This is a genomic window from Rhodopseudomonas sp. B29 (assembly GCF_000333455.1).
GTDB lineage: Bacteria > Pseudomonadota > Alphaproteobacteria > Rhizobiales > Xanthobacteraceae > Rhodopseudomonas.
This window is the reverse complement of the sequence record NZ_BADD01000528.1, coordinates 1-19602: the sequence shown is the minus strand read 5'-3', so window position 1 is coordinate 19602 and position 19602 is coordinate 1. Positions and strand designations below refer to the sequence as shown.

General features: G+C 65.7%; 22 protein-coding genes and 1 pseudogene. 14 read left to right on the top strand and 9 right to left on the bottom strand.

Translation table 11 applies throughout. From position 1 onward, the window contains the following. A pseudogene (locus I5M_RS30100) lies at positions 1 to 550 on the bottom strand (MBL fold metallo-hydrolase); the annotation flags it as partial. Between the two features lie 174 nt (positions 551 to 724). After that, positions 725 to 1615, bottom strand: coding sequence for a class A beta-lactamase (gene bla, locus I5M_RS18640; protein WP_022722781.1), 891 nt, complete (start codon positions 1613 to 1615; stop codon positions 725 to 727). Positions 1616 to 1901: 286 nt separating this feature from the next. Here bla and I5M_RS18635 point away from each other — a divergent pair, with 286 nt between their 5' ends. Beyond that, the gene (locus tag I5M_RS18635) at positions 1902 to 2777 is read left to right on the top strand and encodes a hypothetical protein (RefSeq protein WP_022722780.1); all 876 of its coding nucleotides are present in this window, start codon (positions 1902 to 1904) and stop codon (positions 2775 to 2777) included. An 81-nt stretch (positions 2778 to 2858) separates the two neighbouring features. On the opposite strand, the gene I5M_RS18630 is transcribed toward I5M_RS18635, so the two are convergent. Beyond that, the gene (locus tag I5M_RS18630; protein ID WP_022722779.1) at positions 2859 to 4472 is read right to left on the bottom strand and encodes a phosphoenolpyruvate carboxykinase; all 1614 of its coding nucleotides are present in this window, start codon (positions 4470 to 4472) and stop codon (positions 2859 to 2861) included. Positions 4473 to 4654: 182 nt separating this feature from the next. Further along, positions 4655 to 5395, bottom strand: a complete 741-nt coding sequence (locus I5M_RS18625; protein ID WP_022722778.1) for a HugZ family protein — start codon at positions 5393 to 5395, stop codon at positions 4655 to 4657. Between the two features lie 214 nt (positions 5396 to 5609). On the opposite strand from I5M_RS18625, the gene I5M_RS18620 reads away from it, so the two are divergent. The 5 genes from I5M_RS18620 to I5M_RS18600 all read left to right on the top strand — a co-directional run bounded on the left by I5M_RS18620 (position 5610) and on the right by I5M_RS18600 (position 9586). Further along, positions 5610 to 6311, top strand: coding sequence for a response regulator transcription factor (locus I5M_RS18620; protein WP_022722777.1), 702 nt, complete (start codon positions 5610 to 5612; stop codon positions 6309 to 6311). Between the two features lie 193 nt (positions 6312 to 6504). After that, positions 6505 to 8205 (top strand): sensor histidine kinase, encoded by a 1701-nt coding sequence (locus I5M_RS18615; protein ID WP_051048789.1) that lies wholly within the window; start codon positions 6505 to 6507, stop codon positions 8203 to 8205. Next, positions 8202 to 8726 carry an HPr kinase/phosphorylase gene (locus I5M_RS18610; protein ID WP_022722775.1) on the top strand — a complete coding sequence of 175 codons (525 nt, stop codon included), beginning with the start codon at positions 8202 to 8204 and terminating at the stop codon, positions 8724 to 8726. The genes I5M_RS18615 and I5M_RS18610 overlap by 4 nt, the downstream gene beginning before the upstream one ends. Before the next feature lie 129 nt (positions 8727 to 8855). After that, a complete protein-coding gene (locus tag I5M_RS18605; RefSeq protein ID WP_022722774.1) occupies positions 8856 to 9257 on the top strand; it encodes a PTS sugar transporter subunit IIA in 402 nt (133 codons plus the stop codon). Further along, positions 9254 to 9586 (top strand): HPr family phosphocarrier protein, encoded by a 333-nt coding sequence (locus tag I5M_RS18600; protein WP_022722773.1) that lies wholly within the window; start codon positions 9254 to 9256, stop codon positions 9584 to 9586. Before I5M_RS18605 ends, I5M_RS18600 begins: the two co-directional genes overlap by 4 nt. Positions 9587 to 9821: 235 nt before the next feature. Here I5M_RS18600 and hslU read toward each other — a convergent pair whose 3' ends face one another. From hslU to hslV, 3 genes are read right to left on the bottom strand one after another with little or no spacing between them, the layout of a single operon-like run. Next, on the bottom strand, positions 9822 to 11123 hold the full coding sequence (hslU, locus tag I5M_RS18590; RefSeq protein WP_022722772.1) for an ATP-dependent protease ATPase subunit HslU: 1302 nt from the start codon (positions 11121 to 11123) through the stop codon (positions 9822 to 9824). A 40-nt stretch (positions 11124 to 11163) separates the two neighbouring features. Continuing rightward, complete coding sequence (locus tag I5M_RS18585; RefSeq protein WP_040771781.1) at positions 11164 to 11745, bottom strand: DUF2585 family protein; 582 nt, start codon at positions 11743 to 11745, stop codon at positions 11164 to 11166. Between the two features lie 26 nt (positions 11746 to 11771). After that, on the bottom strand, positions 11772 to 12350 hold the full coding sequence (gene hslV, locus I5M_RS18580; protein ID WP_022722770.1) for an ATP-dependent protease subunit HslV: 579 nt from the start codon (positions 12348 to 12350) through the stop codon (positions 11772 to 11774). Between the two features lie 200 nt (positions 12351 to 12550). Between hslV and hisB the strand changes: the two genes are divergently transcribed. The 7 genes from hisB to coaA all read left to right on the top strand — a co-directional run bounded on the left by hisB (position 12551) and on the right by coaA (position 17434). After that, positions 12551 to 13144 (top strand): imidazoleglycerol-phosphate dehydratase HisB, encoded by a 594-nt coding sequence (gene hisB / locus I5M_RS18575; RefSeq protein WP_022722769.1) that lies wholly within the window; start codon positions 12551 to 12553, stop codon positions 13142 to 13144. 25 nt (positions 13145 to 13169) lie between these two features. Continuing rightward, complete coding sequence (locus tag I5M_RS18570; protein ID WP_022722768.1) at positions 13170 to 13688, top strand: DUF2628 domain-containing protein; 519 nt, start codon at positions 13170 to 13172, stop codon at positions 13686 to 13688. Then, positions 13685 to 14335 carry an imidazole glycerol phosphate synthase subunit HisH gene (gene hisH / locus I5M_RS18565; RefSeq protein ID WP_022722767.1) on the top strand — a complete coding sequence of 217 codons (651 nt, stop codon included), beginning with the start codon at positions 13685 to 13687 and terminating at the stop codon, positions 14333 to 14335. The genes I5M_RS18570 and hisH overlap by 4 nt, the downstream gene beginning before the upstream one ends. A 157-nt stretch (positions 14336 to 14492) precedes the next feature. Further along, positions 14493 to 15230, top strand: coding sequence for a 1-(5-phosphoribosyl)-5-[(5-phosphoribosylamino)methylideneamino]imidazole-4-carboxamide isomerase (gene hisA / locus I5M_RS18560; protein ID WP_022722766.1), 738 nt, complete (start codon positions 14493 to 14495; stop codon positions 15228 to 15230). Between the two features lie 10 nt (positions 15231 to 15240). Beyond that, positions 15241 to 16008 (top strand): imidazole glycerol phosphate synthase subunit HisF, encoded by a 768-nt coding sequence (gene hisF, locus I5M_RS18555; RefSeq protein WP_022722765.1) that lies wholly within the window; start codon positions 15241 to 15243, stop codon positions 16006 to 16008. A gap of 56 nt (positions 16009 to 16064) precedes the next feature. After that, positions 16065 to 16388: a phosphoribosyl-ATP diphosphatase gene (locus tag I5M_RS18550; RefSeq protein WP_022722764.1), complete on the top strand. Its 324-nt coding sequence runs from the start codon at positions 16065 to 16067 to the stop codon at positions 16386 to 16388. 89 nt (positions 16389 to 16477) lie between these two features. Then, positions 16478 to 17434, top strand: coding sequence for a type I pantothenate kinase (gene coaA / locus I5M_RS18545; protein WP_031336974.1), 957 nt, complete (start codon positions 16478 to 16480; stop codon positions 17432 to 17434). 132 nt (positions 17435 to 17566) lie between these two features. On the opposite strand, the gene I5M_RS18540 is transcribed toward coaA, so the two are convergent. Further along, positions 17567 to 18523, bottom strand: coding sequence for a GNAT family N-acetyltransferase (locus I5M_RS18540; RefSeq protein ID WP_022722762.1), 957 nt, complete (start codon positions 18521 to 18523; stop codon positions 17567 to 17569). A 145-nt stretch (positions 18524 to 18668) separates the two neighbouring features. Then, positions 18669 to 19196 carry a response regulator gene (locus I5M_RS30980; RefSeq protein WP_022722761.1) on the bottom strand — a complete coding sequence of 176 codons (528 nt, stop codon included), beginning with the start codon at positions 19194 to 19196 and terminating at the stop codon, positions 18669 to 18671. 161 nt (positions 19197 to 19357) lie between these two features. On the opposite strand from I5M_RS30980, the gene I5M_RS30975 reads away from it, so the two are divergent. Continuing rightward, entirely contained in the window at positions 19358 to 19558 is a 201-nt protein-coding gene (locus tag I5M_RS30975) for a hypothetical protein (protein WP_022722760.1), read from the top strand. Positions 19559 to 19602 lie beyond the last annotated feature (44 nt).

The window sequence follows — 19602 nt, the reverse complement described above, 5'->3', positions numbered from 1 at the left end:
GCATCGCCGCCCGGGAGTCGGCGCGCGCCGTGCCATAGTCCGGCATGAACAGCGTGTCTCCGACGAACACCGCATCGGCGATCCTGTAGGCGATGTCGGCCGGCGTATGTCCCGGCGTATGCATCACTTCGACCTGGAGCTCGCCGATCGCGAAGGTCTCGCCGTCCCTGAACAGACGATCGAAGTCGCCGCCGTCGGTGGAGAGATCGTCGGCGTTGAACAGCGGACGGAAGATCTTCTGCACGTCCTTGATGTGTTCGCCGATGCCGATGCGGGCGCCCGTCTTGCCCTTGATGTAGGGGGCGCCGGACAGATGATCGGCATGGGCGTGAGTCTCCAGCACCCACTCGATGGTGAGGCCGGAGTCCTTGGCGGCCGCCAGAATGGCGTCGGCCGAGCGCACGTCGACGGTGCCGTCGCGATGATCGAAGTCCAGCACCGGGTCGATCACCGCGGCCCGATGGGTCGCCGGATCCGACACCAGATAGCTGACCGTGTTGGTCGACTCGTCGAAGAAGGCGCGGATCACCGGTGCGGGCGCTTTGGGCATGGATCAAGTCCCTGTTCCGAAGAGAATGCACATCTCGTTCAGGCAGGACTTATTAGCATATTCGCATCATGCAAGACACGATTTGGAGAATGACATGCTCTGCGGTGCAGCATCAGCCCCAGAAATTGCTCGGCGGATGTTCCCGGGGGTCGCGCCGCCCGCAGAAGCCGACTGCTATCGCGGCGCGGCGCTTGTGCGGCCGTAAGTCGCGACCACTGCGGCGCCGGCTGCGGCGATGGTGGCGTTCTGCTGCTCGCGCGCGACGGTGGCACCGGTGAGATAGACCGCGACGATCACCGGCGGCCGCTGCGGCGGCCACAGCACCGCGGCGTCGTTGGCGGTGCCGCGCTCGCCGGTGCCGGTCTTGTCGCCGACGACCCAACCCCGCGGCACGCCGGCGCGCAGCCGCGTTCCGCCCGTCGTGTTGGCCTTGAGCCAGGCGACAAGCTGTTCTCGCGACGCCGGCGACAGCACGTCACCGAGAACCAGCTTGCGCATGGTCGCGGCCATCGCCCGCGGCGTCGTGGTGTCGCGCGGATCGCCCGGCAGGGCCTCGTTGAGTTCGGTCTCGTTGCGGTCGAGCCGGGTGACGTCGTCGCCGAGCCCGCGCGCGAAGGCGGTCAGCGCCGGCGGGCCACCGAAACTGGCGAGCAGCAGATTGCCGGCGGTGTTGTCGCTCAGCGTAATGGCCGCCGCGCAGAGTTCGGCCATCGTCATGCCGTCGGCGACGTGTTTCTCGGTCGCCGGCGAGTAGGTCACCAGATCCTGCTTCTGATAGTTGACCCGCCGATCGAGCTGCTCCTGGTGCTGATCGACCCGGCTCAGCACCAGTCCGGCGGCCAGCACCTTGAAGGTGCTGCACAGCGGAAAGCGGTCGTCGAGACGATGACCGCGAACGACGCCGGTGGCGGTGTCGAGCATGCACACGCCGAGCCGGCCGCCGCTGCCGGACTCGAGCCGCGCGCATGGATCGGCCAGTTCGTCGGCTGCCAGCGCGGCAGAGCCGCCGAACAAACCTAATCCGGCGAGCGCCGCCGCCTTCATCAGTTCCCGCCGATCGATCATTCATCACCTGCTACACGACATTCAGGCGATCTCTATCTGGAGGAAACAAGGCGGCGTTACGGCCCCCTCGTCAGCACTTGCGGCGATTGGGCGCGCCGGCTTTCGATCTGCGACAGTGCGCCTCAGCCGCGACCGCCTGCTTGCAACAACACTGTCATGCTGCGCCGGTAGTTCGCAGTCGATGTCTCGTCATCGACCGCCCGATGCCGATCGAACGTCGCGCCCGATCTGGGTAGCGCCGGCGCGATCGCATCGCCTCCGTTCAAATCCCGCGAAGGGCCAACTCATGCGCAACACCCTGCTGACTTCGATTACTTCCGCGCTGATCGCCGTGGCGGTCTCCGCCGGCGTCGCCGCTGCCGCCGACGGCACGATCGACAACAGCGCGCTGTCGAAATCCGAATTCCGCGATCACGCCCGCACCTTCGGCCTGGTCTACACCCTGCCCAAGAACGTCAACGACGTTCTCGACAGCACCATACGCGGGCCGCTGAAGGAAAAGTTGCTGAACGCCAAGCTCGACACCGAAGCGCAAATGTTCAACATCCCGCATGTCACCGTGGTGCATGTCCACAGCGCCGATCCGGCGACGCCGGGGAAGATGCTGGCGGCGATGCCGAAGCTGCCGCCGGTGCTCACCGTCAAGCTGAAGACGTTCTACACCACCGAAGCCGCCAAGGGCGCCGGCCGGCCGTGGTGGTTCGACCTCGGCCTGGTCAAGGAAGGCAAGAGCTTCGACGATATGATGGCGTTCAACACCACCGCCACCGCGGCGCTGACGCCGCTGCGCGACGGTCCGCTGCCGCGCTGCACCGGCCCGGTCTATGCGGCGATGAGCGACGCCGCCAAGGACCTGGTCCGCACCGTCGGCGTCAGCGGCGTCAACGTCGTCAAGGACGGCAAGGAGCTGCGCTCGCACAATCCGCACACCACGCTGGTCTACAGCATGGCCAAGTTCACGCCGGAGCTGCAGGCGCAGATGAATCAGGCCGCCAAGGAGTTCAACCAGATCCTGCCGGACGGCGTCGACGCCACCTTCAAGACCGTGTCGATCGTCGAACTCGGCTTTGCCGGCAACGTGCTGCGCGAGGTCTATCGGATCAGTCTCGAAGACGGCTCGGTGACGACCGTCGCCACCGGCAAGACGGCGTCGCTGAAGTAATTGCCGCGTCGGCACACGCGGCCAAGAAAAAGGGCGGCCTCGCGGGGCCGCCCTTTGCATTTCAACCGACCGCTCGCGCGATTACTCGGCCGCCATCTTGACGTCCGGAGCGGCGGCGCGGACGTCGGCGTCGACTTGCGCTTCGAACTTGGTGAAGTTCTTCTGGAACATGCCGACCAGCTTGCGGGCGGTGACGTCGAACGCCGCCTTGTCGGCCCAGGTCTTCACCGGATCGAGGATCTCGCTCGGCACGCCCGGCAGCGCGGTCGGGACCGCGAAGCCGAAGTACTTGTCGGTGCGGAATTCGACGTTGCGCAGCGAGCCGTCGAGCGCCGCGGTCAAGAGCGCGCGGGTGACCTTGATGGGCATGCGGTGGCCGGTGCCGTAAATGCCGCCGGTCCAGCCGGTGTTGACCAGCCAGCAGTCGACATCGTGCTTGGCGATCAGTTCGCGCAGCATGTTGCCGTAGACCGACGGATCGCGCGGCAGGAACGGCGAGCCGAAGCAGGTCGAGAACTCCGGGGTCGGCTCGGTGACGCCTCGCTCGGTGCCGGCGACCTTGGCGGTGTAGCCCGACAGGAAGTGATACATCGCCTGCGCCGGGGTCAGCTTGGCGATCGGCGGCATCACGCCGAAGGCGTCGGCGGCGAGCATCACCACGTTCTTGGGCTGGCCGGCGCGGCCGGTGCGCGAGGCGTTCGGGATCGATTCCAGCGGATAGGCCGAGCGGGTGTTCTCGGTCTTGGAGCCGTCGTCGAAGTCCGGCTGACGCGTGACTTCGTCGAGGACGACGTTCTCGAGCACGGCGCCGAACATGTTCGAGGCCGCGAAGATCTCCGGCTCGGCTTCCGGCGACAGCTTGATGCACTTGGCGTAGCAGCCGCCTTCGAAGTTGAAGATGCCGTCCTTGCCCCAGCCGTGCTCGTCGTCGCCGATCAGCGTGCGGTTCGGGTCGGCCGACAGCGTGGTCTTGCCGGTGCCGGACAAGCCGAAGAAGATCGCGGTGTCGCCGTTCGGGCCGACGTTCGCCGAGCAGTGCATCGGCAGCACGCCCTTCTCGGGCAGGTAGTAGTTCAGCGTGGTGAACACGCTCTTCTTCATCTCGCCGGCGTACTGCGTACCACCGATCAGCACGATACGGCGGGCGAAGTCGATCGCCACGACGTTCTCGGAGCGGCAGCCGTGGCGCTTCGGATCGGCGCGGAAGCTCGGCAGGTCGATGATGGTGAGTTCGGGCACGAAGCCGGCCAGCTCGGACTGTTCGGGGCGGCGCAGCAGCGTGCGGATGAACAGCGAGTGCCAGGCAAGCTCGGTGAAAACGCGGGTCTTGATGCGGAAGGTCGGATCGGCGCCGCCGTACAGGTCCTGCGCGAACAGCGACATGCCTTCGGCGTGCTTGAGGAAATCCTGATACAGCGTCTCGAACTGCTCGGCAGTAATCGACTGATTACCACCCCACCACATGGTGTTCTCGGTGGTGGCGTCGCGGACCGTGAACTTGTCCTTCGGGCTGCGGCCCGTGAACACGCCGGTATCGGCGACCAGCGCGCCCTCGGCGGACAGCACCGCCTCGTTGTTCTTCAACGCATGCTCGTAGAGCTGCGGCGCGCCGAAGTTCCAGTACACGCCCTTCAGATTCTTGAGGCCAAATTTGTCGGCGCCATGAGCACCGTTATGCACGCCCGTCTCTTGCACGAATAGATCCTCCTCGAATCCGCGTTTCTCGATCGCGCGATTGCCGCCAACGCGCGTTAACTGCCACGGTAAGGTCAGTATATACCGGGCAGGTCGTGTGGGGCGACTGAATAGTGGCGAACGAGGGGTTTGCCAACCCGCGCGGCATTATTTGGTTTACCGCCACGCGACATTGCGCTGGCTCAAGTCGCTGGGGTGGCGCGGGCGAGGTCTGCCATGCGTTTGAGCATGTCCCGCAGTGCAGCAGGCGTCGCGACCCGCTCCGGGAAGGTCAATCGCAACGTATGTTTATCGGCCTGCAGATCGAGTCCATCGGGATCATTCCCGGAACAGCGCCATTCTGCCTTATCGGCGCGGAGCAGCCGCGTTGCGTAGAGCTGCATGGTATCACGGTGGTCGTCGTTCATATGATCGATCGCCGAGGCCTCGGCTTCGATCAAACTATCGGCGCCCGTCAGATCGGTCAGGTAGTTGGCCGGGGCGAGATCGACGATCCGGCCGAAGCCTGCGACCAGATGCATCGCGCTGCTTTCGATGCGAAACAGCGAAAAGTCGGCAAAGTCGATATAGCCTTCTGCATTTGGATGCGCGCCGAGGTAACGCCGCCGATACAACGCAACCTCATCATTGCCCGCTTGATGAGCAGTGCCCAGTAACATGATCCGCGCGCCTTCGAGCGGATCACCCTCGGTGCGCTCGTCGAGCATCAGCGACACACGCGGGTCGGCCAGGATGTTGCGTGTATGGATGGCGAGCCGCGAAATCAGCAGGATCGGTGAGCCGTCGGGATGGCTGGCGAGGTTGACCAGCGAGCAATACGGCGCGCCCGTGCCGCTCATCAGCGTGGCGAGGGCGCCTTCGCGGCGGCGGCGCAGCAGCGTGCGGGCAAGGCGGGCGGGATCGAAATCGGTGGTCGGCTGCATCAGGGTGAAACTGCCATCTCATTGCAGAAGAGGGGTTTTTTACGGCCGTCGGCGAGCTATATGGAGCTCGGCCCCACCTCGGACCAGCTCGCGGGAACCCGGCCACATTTCAGCCTAGCTTGCATTGCTGGTTGACTGTGCTTTCTAGGCAACCTCAAACCGCGAATCGCCGAACTCGCTTCGCAGTCGCCACGCCGATTCGGAAAGAAGCTCTATGCCCACAATCGCTCTGGTCGACGACGACCGCAACATCCTGACGTCGGTGTCGATCGCCCTCGAAGCCGAGGGCTACCGGATCATGACCTACACGGACGGTGCGTCGGCCCTCGATGGCTTCCGGACGTCGCCGCCCGATTTGGCGATACTGGATATCAAGATGCCGCGGATGGACGGGATGGAGACGCTGCGGCGGCTGCGCCAGAAGTCCGATCTGCCGGTGATCTTCCTGACCTCGAAGGACGAGGAGATCGACGAATTGTTCGGCCTCAAGATGGGCGCCGACGATTTTATCCGCAAACCGTTCTCGCAGCGCCTGCTGGTCGAGCGCGTCAAGGCGGTGCTGCGGCGCTCGGCGCCGAAGGATCCGGCGGCGGTCCCGAAGGAGACCGACGCCAAGGCGCTGGATCGCGGCCTGCTCCGCATGGATCCGGAGCGTCACACCTGCACCTGGAAGAACGAGCCGGTCACGCTGACCGTCACCGAATTCCTGATCCTGCAGGCGCTCGCGACCCGGCCCGGCGTGGTGAAAAGCCGCAACGCGCTGATGGACGCCGCCTACGATGATCAGGTCTATGTCGACGACCGCACCATCGACAGCCACATCAAGCGGCTGCGCAAGAAGTTCAAGGCAGTGGACGACGAGTTCGAGATGATCGAGACGCTGTACGGCGTCGGCTATCGTTTCAAGGAAACCTGATCCGCGCCCCTGCTTCCCGCCGTTTCGCCGCCTGACGCGGGCGGCCTGGAGCGCTACACTGGGCGGGCGCAACAACAGGCAGTTTTGGCCATTGCTGGATCGTACGACGCCTGAACCGGAGGCCGAGGCCAACGACGTCGCGTCGCCGGCGGACGCGGCAAGCGGCCTCGCGGCCAGCCGCTGGCCGCGCGCGCTGCGCTTCCTGCCGCGCGCTTGGCAGTTTCTGGTTGCGCTGACCTTCTCCAGCCTGACGCGGCGCATCCTGTCGCTCAATCTGGCCGGACTGATCGCGCTGTCGGCGAGCATTCTGTATCTGTCCCAGTTTCGCGCCGGACTGATCGAAGCGCGCGCGCAGAGCCTGTTGGTCCAGGCCGAAATCATCGCCGGCGCGATCGCCGCCTCGGCCACGGTCGATTCCAACACCATCACCATCGATCCCGACCGGCTGCTCGATCTCAAGCCCGGCGAGAGCTACGGCCCGCCGGACGAATATGCGGTGCTGGATTTTCCGATCAATCCCGAGCGCGTCGCGCCCGTGCTGCGCCGGCTGATCTCGCCGACCAAGACCCGCGCCCGGATCTACGACCGCGACGGCGTGCTGATCCTCGACAGCCGCAGCCTGTACGGCCGCGGCGACGTGCTGCGCTTCGAATTGCCGCCGCCGACCGCCGAGAAGCCCGGCATCGTCGAGCGCGCCATGATCGCGATCCGCACCTGGCTCAATCGCGGCGACCTGCCGCTGTATCGCGAGCTCGGCCCGGAGAACGGCAACGGCTACCAGGAGGTCGCACAGGCGCTGAAGGGCCAGAAGGACAGCATGGTCCGCATCAACGACCGCGGCGAAGTGATCGTCTCGGTGTCGGTGCCGGTGCAGCGCTTCCGCGCCATCCACGGCGCCCTGATGCTGTCGACGCAGGGCGACGACATCGACCAGATGGTCACCGCCGAGCGGTTGGCGATCCTGAAGATCTTCGGCGTTGCGGCCGCCGTGATGGTGGTGCTGTCGCTGCTCCTGGCGTCCACGATCGCGGGCCCGGTACGGCGGCTCGCGGACGCGGCCGAGCGGGTTCGCCGCCGCATCCGCGCCCGTGTCGAAATCCCGGACTTCACCCGCCGGCGCGACGAGATCGGGCATCTGTCCGGCGCGCTGCGCGACATGACCGACGCGCTCTACGCCCGCATCGAGGGCATCGAGCGCTTCGCCGCCGACGTCAGCCACGAGCTAAAGAATCCGCTGACGTCGCTGCGCTCCGCGGTCGAGACACTGCCGCTGGCCAAGACGGCCAACAGCCGCGAGCGGCTGCTGGCGGTGATCGAGCACGACGTCAAACGGCTCGACCGCCTGATCTCGGATATTTCCGACGCCAGCCGGCTCGACGCCGAACTGCAGCGCCAGGATGCCGCCCCGGTCGATCTGCGCCGCCTGCTGACGACGCTCACGCTGGTCGCCAACGAGACGAGGCTCGGCAACCGCGCTGCCGTGGAGGTCCGCTTCGAGGGCCCGCCGACGGATCAGTTCTCAGTGCCGGGCCACGATTCGCGGCTCGGACAGGTCATCAGCAATCTGTTGTCCAACGCTCAGTCGTTCTCGAACGAGGGCGGCAAGGTGCAGATCGCCTGCCGCCGGCGCAAAAGCGAGATCGAGATCGTGGTCGAGGACGACGGTCCCGGCATTCGCGAGGACGCGCTGGAGAAGATCTTCGAGCGCTTTTACACCGATCGTCCGCACCAGGGCTTCGGCCAGAACTCGGGCCTCGGCCTGTCGATCTCCAAGCAGATTGTCGAGGCCCATGGCGGCCGCATCTGGGCCGAGAACCGGCCCGGCCCGCGCGACGAGGACGGCGAGCCGACCTCCGGCGGCGCACGCTTTGTCGTGCGGCTGCCGTCCACATGAGCGCGGCGCCGACCAGCATCCATGCCTCGGCCGTCAAGGTCGGCGACCAGGCCGTGCTGATCCGCGGCCCGTCGGGCTCAGGCAAGTCCCGCCTCGCCTTCGGGCTGATCGTCGCAGGCCGCAGCGGCCAGGTTGCAAAAGCGGAACTGATTGCCGACGACCGGGTCTTGTTGGAGCGGCGCAGCGGTGCCGTGCTGGCCCGTACTGTGCCGGAGCTGGCGGGGCTGATCGAGATCCGTGGGCTCGGCATCCGCCGCTGCCCGCACGTCGATCACGCTCCGATCGGCCTCGTGGTGGACCTGTGGGCCGCCGACGCGGCGCGGATGCCGGCGCCGGAAGCGCTGCGCGTCAGCGTCGAAGGCGTCGAATTGCCGCGGATTCCGGTGGGAGAGGGTTTCGATCCGCTCGCAATGGTGGTGGCATTTTTGATCACAACCGACAGCGTATCCGGCGGGACACAGTTGGACGATTGTCGGAAGGAAAATGGTAACCATATCAGCCACAGTATCGTGTCCGAATAGACCCGCCGCGGCTCCCGTCCCGCCTCGCGCCAACGCGAGAATCGCGAAGACGCCTCTTGCATAGGGGCGCTGGATGGTCAAAGTGACCCGATCGCGCGGTGCAGCAGAAGCGCCCGCGAGGAGTTTCCGATGATTGGTCTGGTACTTGTGACCCATGGGCGCCTTGCCGACGAGTTCAAGGCAGCGCTGGAACACGTGATGGGGCCACAGCAACAAATCGAAGCCGTGACGATTGGCGCCGAGGACGACGCCGATCTGTGTCGCAGCGACATCATCGAGGCGGTCAACCGCGTCGATAGCGGGGACGGTGTGGCTATTCTGACCGACATGTTCGGCGGTACGCCTTCGAACCTGGCGATTTCCTGTATGAGCCGGCCGAAAGTCGAAGTGCTCGCGGGCATCAATCTGCCCATGCTGGTGAAGTTGGCCAAGGTCCGCGAGGAGCGTCCGTTGCCCGATGCGATCGCGCTGGCTCAGGAAGCTGGCCGCAAATACGTCACCATCGCCAGCCGGGTGTTGGCCGGCAAATGACCGCAGACGCGCACCACGCCGCGCCCGGCGCGGCTGCAGATAGCGCCGGAGTGTCCGGCAAAGTTTCTCGTGAAGTTCCGGTGATCAACAAGCGCGGCCTGCACGCCCGCGCCTCGGCCAAGTTCGTCCAGATGGCCGAGCGCTTCAATGCCGACATCACCGTCAGCCGCAACGGCGAGACCGTCGGCGGCACCTCGATCATGGGCCTGATGATGCTGGCCGCCGGCATCGGTACCAGCGTCACCATCGCCGCCACCGGCCGCGAAGCCCAGCAGGCCGTCGATGCGCTCACCGAACTGATGAGCAGCAAGTTCGGCGAGGAAGAGTAAGCGGTTTGACCGGCGGCGATTAGTTCGCGCCGTATCCTTTGCTGAGACTGCTAAGCGGACGACCTCATCCTGAGGAGCCGCGGCATCGCCCGCAGGGCGAAGCCGTGGCGTCTCGAAGGATGAACCACGGGCACCCGCATCCATGGTTCGAGACGCCCGGCCTCGCATTGCGAGCCCGGGCTCCTCACCATGAGGTTGTACTTGTTGTCAGCGCCGTACAGCGCGCGCGCCAAGCCTACAAAATAAACCGGCTCAGATCCGTGTTCTTCGCCAGATCGCCGACGTTCTTGCGGACGTACTCGGCGTCGATCCGGATGGTTTCACCGCCGCGGTCGGGCGCCACGAACGAGATTTCGTCGAGCACGCGCTCCATCACAGTCTGCAGCCGCCGCGCACCGATGTTCTCGACCGTCGAATTGACGCCGACGGCGACGTCGGCCAGTGCGTCGATGGCGTCGTCGCCGAATTCCAAGGTCACGCCTTCGGTCTGCATCAGCGCGACATACTGCTTGATCAGCGACGCTTCCGGCTCGGTCAGGATGCGGCGCATGTCGTCGCGCGACAGCGCGCTCAGTTCGACGCGAATCGGCAGCCGGCCCTGCAGCTCTGGTAACAAGTCCGACGGCTTGGCGATGTGGAACGCGCCAGAGGCGATGAACAGGATGTGCTCGGTCTTGACCGCGCCGTGCTTGGTCGAGACCGTGGTGCCTTCGATCAGCGGCAGCAGATCGCGTTGCACGCCTTCGCGCGACACCTCGCCGCCGCTGCGGCCGTCACGCACGCAGATCTTATCGATCTCGTCGAGGAACACGATGCCGTTGTTCTCGACCACGGCGATGGCTTCCTGCACCAGCTGATCGTTGTCGAGCAGCTTGTCGGCTTCTTCGTTGACCAAAATCTCGTGCGAGTCCGCGACGGTCAGACGCCGCGTCTTGGTCCGACCGCCCATCTTGCCGAAGATGTCGCCGAGCGACACAGCGCCGATCTGGGCGCCCGGCATGCCGGGGATTTCGAACATCGGCGAGCCGGAGCTGGCCTGGGTTTCGATCTCGATTTCCTTGTCGTTGAGTTCGCCGGCGCGCAGCTTGCGGCGGAAGGAATCCCGCGTCGCCGGACCCGAGCCGGGGCCGACCAGCGCGTCCAGCACGCGCTCCTCGGCGGCGACCTGGGCGCGGGCCTGGACGTCCTTGCGCTTCTTCTCGCGCATCTGCGCGATGCCGACCTCGACGAGGTCGCGAATGATCTGCTCGACGTCGCGGCCGACATAGCCGACCTCGGTGAACTTGGTGGCTTCGACCTTCAGGAACGGTGCACCGGCCAGCTTGGCCAGCCGCCGCGCGATCTCGGTCTTGCCGACGCCGGTCGGCCCGATCATCAGGATGTTCTTGGGCAGGACTTCCTCGCGCAGGCTGCCCTCGAGCTGCAGCCGCCGCCAGCGGTTACGCAGCGCGATGGCCACGGCGCGCTTGGCGTCGCCCTGGCCGACGATGAAGCGGTCGAGTTCGGAGACGATTTCGCGGGGAGAAAAGTCGGTCATGTGGGCTCACGGTGGTTCGGACGATCGAGGCGGCTAGTGGTCAGATGATCGGTGGTCCCGACTGCCACTGCCGGATCGCCTCGAAGGGATGGATCAGCATGATGATGTTGAGAGTAAGATTGTCGCGGATATGCAATCCGACCAGCACTTCGAACAGCACCGCGATGCCGCCGGTCAGCGCCACCGGCAGCCGCCACGCCAGCAGGAAACCTGTGATCATCGAGACGGTGTCGGCCAGCGAGTTGACGATGCTGTCGCCGTAGTAATCGAGCGAGATGGTGCCGGCGCGGTAGCGTTCGATGATGAAGCTTGAATTCTCCACCAGCTCCCAGGCGCCTTCGATCAGCACCGCCACGATCAGCCGCACCGTCCAGGTCCAACGCGGCAGCACCAGGCGGGTGATCGCGTAGAACAGGAAGCCGTGGATGATGTGCGAGAACGTGTACCAGTCGGTGAGGTGCTGCGAGTTCTCCGAACTCTGCACCACGCCGTGCCAGAACTTGACGTATCCGCAGGTGCAGATCGGCACCCGCCCCATCGCGTAAAGCGTGGCGGCTTGGAGCACTAACAGGGCGAGCACGACCGCCACGCCCCAGCGGACCGGCAGGCCGGTCGCCGGCATGACCGGCCGCTCGGCCTGCGCGGTGCTCATGCCGGCAGCGTCTCGATGGTCAGATTGCCGTTCGTGTAGACGCAGATGTCGGCGGCGATGCCGAGTGATTTGCGCACGATGGTCTCGGCGTCCTGGTCGGTGTCGATCAGCGCGCGGGCGGCTGCCAGCGCATAGTTGCCGCCGGACCCGATCGCCATCACGCCGGCTTCCGGCTCGAGCACGTCGCCGGTGCCGGTCAGAACCAGCGACACATCCTTGTCGGCGACGATCATCATGGCCTCGAGCCGGCGCAGATAGCGGTCGGTGCGCCAGTCCTTGGCGAGCTCGACGGCGGCGCGGGTCAGCTGGCCGGGATATTGCTCGAGCTTGGCCTCGAGCCGCTCGAACAGAGTGAAGGCGTCGGCGGTGGCGCCGGCGAAGCCGCCGATCACCTCGCCCTTGCCGAGCTTGCGCACCTTCTTGGCGTTGGCCTTGATCACGGTCTGGCCGATCGAGACCTGGCCGTCGCCGCCGACCACGACCTTGCCGCCCTTGCGGACGGTCAGGATGGTGGTGCCGTGCCAGCCGGGGCCGGAGGAGGACGAGCCGTCGCCCGCCGCGGAGTACATGTTCATGGGAAACCTTTCGCGAGCGCTGATCTAGGCACTCCGGCTGCGGCTTGCAATTCTGCCCGCGGCCAGCCGGCAAGATACGGACGGCCTTAAGAAATTCCGGTCACCATAGGACTAAGATCGGGCCTGGAAGGCGCCTGCCGCAGTAGCGAAGGTGTCACCGGCCTGTTAAAAGACCGGCGTTTTTACCGGAGACCCGCGCGATGCGCACCGCGACGATCAAGCGCAAGACCAAGGAGACCGACATCGAGGTCAGCATCGACCTCGACGGCACCGGCGTGGCCAAGGTGGCCACCGGGATCGGCTTCTTCGATCATATGCTGGATCTGCTCGCCAAACATTCGCGCATCGACCTCACCGTCAAGGCGGTCGGCGATCTGCATATCGACTTCCACCACACCACCGAGGACGTCGGCATCGCGCTCGGCCAGGCGGTCAAGCAGGCGCTGGGCAACATGGCGGGCATCAGCCGCTATGCCAGCATCTTCATGCCGATGGACGAGACCCTGACGCGGGTGGTGATCGATATTTCGGGCCGGCCGTTCCTGGTGTTCAAGGCCGACTTCCCGCGCGACAAGATCGGTGAGTTCGACACCGAGCTGGTGCGCGAGTGGTTCACCGCCTTTGCGTTCAATGCGGGTGTGACCCTGCACGTCGAGACCCTATATGGGGACAACAGCCACCATATCGCCGAGTCCTGCTTCAAGGGCCTGGCGCGGGCGCTCCGCGCCGCGGTGGCGATCGATCCCAAGGCCGCGGGCGAAGTGCCTTCGACCAAGGGCCAGCTCGGCGGCTAGCGCCCATTCGGGCACAGAGGGTTCCATGCCGGTGTTCACTGTCCACGCGCCGCGGCCGACCGACGACGAGACGCGCCCGGCGCCGGAGCGCTTCGTGTTTCTGCGCGACGGATTCTCGATCTGGGCGTTCCTGTTTGGTCCGTTCTGGCTGCTGTATCGCCGGTTGTGGCTGGCGTTGCTCGGCTATTTGGTGCTGATGACGGTGCTGACCGCCGCGCTTGGCGTGCTGCACGCCGGCGCCGGCACAAGGTTCGTCGTGCTGCTGCTGTGCGCGACGTTGCTGGGGCTCGAAGCTTCAAGCCTGCGGCGCTGGACGCTGGGGCGCCGCGGCTGGCGTCCGATCGATATCGTCGCGGCCGACGATCAGGAGATCGCCGAGCGGCGGTTCTTCGATCGCTGGTCGGCCGCGCAGGCGAACCCGATAGGATTCTCGTTTCCGGTCGATCGCGGCGCGCCGCCGCCGACTCGCACCATTCCGATGCCGGCTTCGTCCCTGTATGGCGACATCGTCGGCTCGTTCCCGCGGCCGGGAGCCGGCCGATGAGCGTCGCCATCATCGACTACGATTCCGGCAATCTGCACTCGGCCGCCAAGGCGTTCGAACGCGCCGCACGTGCCCTGCCCGAGCCCGAGCGCATCATTGTCACGCGTGATCCCGATCAGGTATTTCGCTCCGACCGCGTTGTGCTGCCTGGCGTCGGCGCCTTCGCCGACTGCCGTAAGGGCCTCGATGCCATCGACGGCATGATCCAGGCGCTGAACGAGACCGTGCGGGTCAAGGCCCGGCCGTTCCTGGGCATCTGCGTCGGCATGCAGCTGATGGCCACGCGCGGCAAGGAGCACGTCACCACCGACGGGCTCGGCTGGATTCCCGGCGACGTCGTCAAGATCACGCCCAAGCAGGAAGATCTGAAGATCCCCCACATGGGCTGGAATACGCTCGACCTGCAAAGCGAGCACCCGGTGCTGCAGAACTTGCCGCTTGGGCCGAAGGGCCTGCACGCGTACTTCGTGCACTCCTTCCACCTTGCCGCCGAGAACGAAAAAGACATCGTGGCGCGCGCCGATTATGGCGGGCCCGTCACCGCGGTGGTCGGCCGCGACACCGTGCTCGGCACGCAATTCCATCCCGAGAAGAGCCAGCGTTTTGGGCTGGCTCTGATCTCGAACTTTTTGAAGTGGAAGCCGTGAGCATGACGATGCGGCCACACGCCCGGAGCGCGCGATGGCGCTGCTCCCCTCCCCCCTGCGGGGAGGGGTCGGGGGTGGGGGGCCGCGAGTCCGGCGCTCTCGGCTTACCCCCCACCCCAACCCTCCCCCGCAAGGGGGGAGGGAGCGAGCTCCGACGATGATCCTCTTCCCCGCCATCGATCTCAAAAATGGCCAGTGCGTGCGGCTCGAACAGGGCGACATGGCGCGGGCCACGGTGTTCAACCTCGATCCCGCCGCGCAGGCAAAAAGCTTCGCCGCGCAGGGCTTTGAGTATCTGCACGTCGTCGATCTCGACGGCGCCTTCGCCGGCAAGCCGATGAACGCCCAGGCGGTCGAGGCGATGCTGAAAGTGGTGTCGATGCCGGTGCAACTCGGCGGTGGCATTCGTGATCTGAAAACCATCGAGGCCTGGCTGAGCGAAGGCATCAGCCGCGTCATCATCGGGACCGCCGCGGTGCGCGACCCCGCGCTGGTGAAGGACGCCGCCAGGAAATTCCCCGGCCGCGTCGCCGTCGGCCTCGACGCCCGTGACGGCAAGGTCGCGGTCGAAGGCTGGGCGGAAAGTTCGCAAGTCACGGCCCTCGAAATAGCCCAGCGCTTCGAGGATGCCGGCGTCGCCGCCATCATTTTCACCGACATCGCCCGCGATGGCCTGTTGAAGGGCATCAATTGGGACGCCACCATAGCGCTCGCCGATGCGATCAGCATTCCGGTGATCGCCTCCGGCGGCCTCGCCTCGATCGACGATGTGAAGACACTGCTATCACCGCGCGCCGCCAAGCTCGAAGGCGCCATCGCTGGCCGCGCGCTCTACGACGGCCGGCTCGATCCGGCGCAGGCGCTGGCGCTGATCGGCAAAGCCAAGGCGGCCTGAAGGACAAGCGATGTTCAAGGTCCGCGTTATTCCCTGCCTCGACGTCAAGGACGGCCGCGTCGTCAAGGGCGTCAACTTCGTTGATCTGCGCGACGCCGGCGATCCGGTCGAGGCGGCGATTGCCTATGACGCCGCCGGCGCCGACGAGCTGTGCTTTCTCGATATCACCGCCACCCACGAGAACCGCGGCATCATGCTGGATGTGGTGCGGCGCACCGCCGAAGCCTGCTTCATGCCGGTGACGGTCGGCGGCGGGGTGCGCACTGTCGACGACATCAAGACGCTGCTGCGCAGTGGCGCCGACAAGGTCTCGATCAATTCGGCCGCTGTGTCGCGGCGCGAGTTCGTCAAGGAAGCCGCCGAGAAGTTCGGCGATCAGTGCATCGTGGTGGCGATCGACGCCAAGCGGGTGCCGGGCAAGGACCGCTGGGAGATCTTCACGCACGGCGGCCGCAAGGGCACCGGGATCGACGCCATCGAATACGCCCAGGAAGTCGTGTCGCTCGGCGCTGGTGAAATCCTGCTGACCTCGATGGACCGTGACGGCACCAAATCCGGCTTCGACCTGCCGCTGACCCGCGCCATCGCCGACAGCGTCGGCGTCCCGGTCATCGCCTCGGGCGGCGTCGGCAATCTCGACCACTTGGTCGATGGAATCCGCGACGGCCACGCCACCGCGGTGCTGGCGGCCTCGATCTTCCACTTCGGCGAATACACCATTCGTCAGGCCAAGGATCATATGGTCAAGGCCGGGCTGCCGATGCGGCTCGATCCGTAACTAGCTTAGCGCCGCGAGGGGCGGTACTCTCGCACCAGTAACGGCAGAGTATGGGTATGGCCCGTTTCACCATTCACGACCTCGCAGCTACGGTCGACGCCCGGGCGGCGTCCGGCGGCGAGGGCTCCTACACCAAGAAGCTGCTCGACAAGGGCGCCGAGCACTGCGCCAAGAAATTCGGCGAGGAGGCGGTCGAGCTGGTGATCGCCGCGGTCGAGAACAACCGCGACCATCTGATCTCCGAAGCCGCCGACGTGCTGTTCCATCTGCTGGTGGTGCTGAAATCGCGCGGCGTCAAAATCGAAGACGTCGAGGCGGCGTTGGCGCAGCGCACCTCCATGTCCGGTCTCGAGGAAAAGGCATCGCGCAAGCGCGATTAGTTCGGCCGCCACGGCGGCGCACCGCTGCCCTCCAACCAAAGCCCCAGCGCGGGCCGCAATAACAAGACAAAGCCAAGGCGAGGAACATGATGGACGCCAGGTCGGAGCTGCACCACTACAACCCATACCGGGTGTTCTCGCGCACCGAATGGGCCAATCTGCGCCAGGACACGCCGATGACGCTCGACGCGGCCGAGATTTCGGCGCTGAGCTCGATGCACGACCGGCTCGACCTCACCGAGGTCGAAGAAATCTATCTACCGATGTCGCGGCTGCTGTCGATCCACGTCGCCGCGCTCCAGCAATTGTACTTCGCGCAGCGCCGCTTCCTCGGCATCGTCGAGCGCAAGATGCCGTTCATCATCGGCGTCGCCGGGGCGGTCGCGGTCGGAAAGTCGACCACCGCGCGCGTGCTGCAGGCGCTGCTGGCGCGTTGGTCGCCGCGCCCGAGCGTCGACCTCGTCACCACCGACGGCTTCCTCTATCCCAACGCGGTGCTGGAACGTGCCGGGCTGATGCAGAAGAAGGGTTTTCCCGAGAGCTACGATCTGCCGGCGCTGCTCGGCTTTCTGTCCGACATCAAGTCAGGCCGCCGCAAGGTCAAGGCGCCGATCTACTCGCATCTCACTTACGACATCGTGCCCAACAAGTTCACTGTGGTGGACCGGCCGGACATCCTGATCGTCGAGGGCGTCAATGTGCTGCAGACCGGCCGGCTGCCGCGCGACGGCCAGGCGGTGCCGGTGGTGTCGGACTTTTTCGACTTCTCGGTGTATCTCGACGCCGACGAGCCGGTGCTGCGCGACTGGTACGTCAAGCGCTTCCTGGCGCTCCGCGACACCGCCTTCCACGACCCGCGGTCCTACTTCCATCGCTACGCGGTACTGTCCGACGAAGAGGCGACGGCGACGGCGATCGCGATCTGGGAGCGGACGAACTTGGCCAACCTCGAGGACAACATCCTGCCGACAAGGCCGCGCGCGACGCTGATCCTGAAGAAGGGCGCCGACCACGTGGTGGAAAGCGTGGCGTTGCGAAGGTTGTGAGCCTACCGCGCCCTCGTCATTCCGGGGCGCTCGCGTCAGCGAGCGAACCCGGAATCTCTGCCTCACAACGTCTGGATTCCGGGTTCGCGCGTTTCACGCGCGCCCCGGAATGACGTCGCGAGGTGCGTCCATTTACGCCGCGTGCCGCGACGCGTCGGCGCCAAAATGCTCGATGTAGCGGCTGCTGATCGCCGAGACCGGCATGATGATCAGCACGTCGGTGGTGCCGAACTGATAGTCGATCACGGCGCCATCGCCGATATAGGCGCCGAGCCGCAGATAGCCCTTGATCAGCGGCGGCAGTTCGCGCAGCGCAGCCTTCTGATTGACGGCTTCCTTGGGCATTCGGTTCATCTCGACATAGCGTGACGGCGTCGCGCGCGCGCGCCATTCCTCCGGGGCCGACGCGTAGTGGTGCAGGAAGGACAACGGCAGTGCCAGGCGCTCCGGATCGGTGCCGTCGAAGCTGGCGCAGCCGAGCATGACGTCGAAGCCGTGCTGGCGCACATAGGTCCAGATGCCGTGCCACAGTAGCTCGACGGTGCGCTTGTTGCGGTAGGGCGGCAGCACGCAGGAACGGCCGAGTTCGAGAAAGCGCAGGTCGGGATGGCGGCCGATGACGCCGCCGATATCGAACTCGTGCTCGGTGTAGAAGCCGCCATGGCGCTCGGCGACGTCCTGGCGGAGCAGGCGATAAGTGCCGACCACCGGCTGCTTGCCGCTCAGCGACGGCTTGGCGGCGTGGTCGATCACCAGCACATGGTCGCAGATCGCGTCGAACGCATCTTTGTCGCGCCGCGCCAGCATTGTGGCGGCGTCTGCCACCGCGGTGCCGTCCTTATAGAACACGCGGTAGCGCAGCTTCTGGGCGCGCTTGACGTCGTGCTTCTTCTGCGCGAGCCGCACTTCGAGCGAGCCGAGCCGGCCGAGCGTCGCGGCCTGCGGGTCGGGGCCGATGAGCCGGCCATGGTCGCCGAGCTTCAGCGCCGGCTTCAGCCAGGTAATCGCATTGTGGGCGGCGACGCCGGCGGTCTCCGGACGTAACAACTTCAGGAAATTCTTCGAGCGGGCAATCTGATCGGGCTGCATGGGATCCTCGCGGGCGCATGCAGCCGAATCGGGCTGCTGCGGCCATCCGCATCACCAATCACGGCCGTTCAACAGCGATGTGACATGTCGATTGCTACACCATGACAGTGCAGCATCGATGGTCGTACGGGCTATCAGCCCGGTATTACGTTGTTGGATGAGGTGCCGAGTTTGCGGCTGGCGCTACGTCGGCGAGAACTTCGAGCAGCTTGTCGCGATCGAGCGGCTTCACCAGAAAGCCCGTCATGCCGGCCTTAAGGCAGGCGTCGCGATCCTCCGCCTGCGTATTGGCGGTCAGTGCCAGCATCGGCACCGGTCGCAGCCGGGCGGCGGCTTCATGTGCGCGGATCTGCCGCGCCGCGCCGAGGCCGTCGAGCCGCGGCATCTGCACGTCCATCAGGATCAGGTCGAACGGAGCGGCCGCGTCGCGCCACTGCGCCACGGCCTCTTCGCCATTGGGAGCAACGACGACGTTGTGTCCCAGCGGCGTCAGTAGAGAGCGGATCAGCAGCGCGTTGATATCGTTGTCCTCGGCGACCAACACTGACAAGCCCTGCGGCGCATGTGGCATTGGCGCGCCGTCTGCGTGGTTGCCAGCATCGGCGATACCTGGCGAACTCATGCGCGGCAGTCCGCCCAGCCGCGCCAGCGAGGCGGCGCGCAGCGTCTTCACCAGATAGCCGGTAAAAAGCGGCGGGGAGCACCGGCAGCAACTCGTGCCGTTCGGCCGGCGTCAACATCACCAGCCGTTGCGTCGTCGACGCCTTCGCTCGCGCCCCCAGTGCCTCGGCCTGGACGGCCCCAAGGACACGATCGATCAGCAGCGCGTTCCCAATGACGCTGATCGAAATGCCCACGCGCGTCACCGAGTTCTTGGCATTCGACGCATGCACTGACTCCCCAACGCTTCAGGCGGCGAACGATTACATCGGCTACGATCTTGGCGAGTGTCACTACCAAAGTCGTGATGCAGCCGATGCCCAGCGCCATGAATCTCGACTCGTTCGCGGACTGATCATCAGCCTGCTACGTTAACATCACCGTGAATGTCGAGCCATTGCCGGGTTCGCTCTATAAGT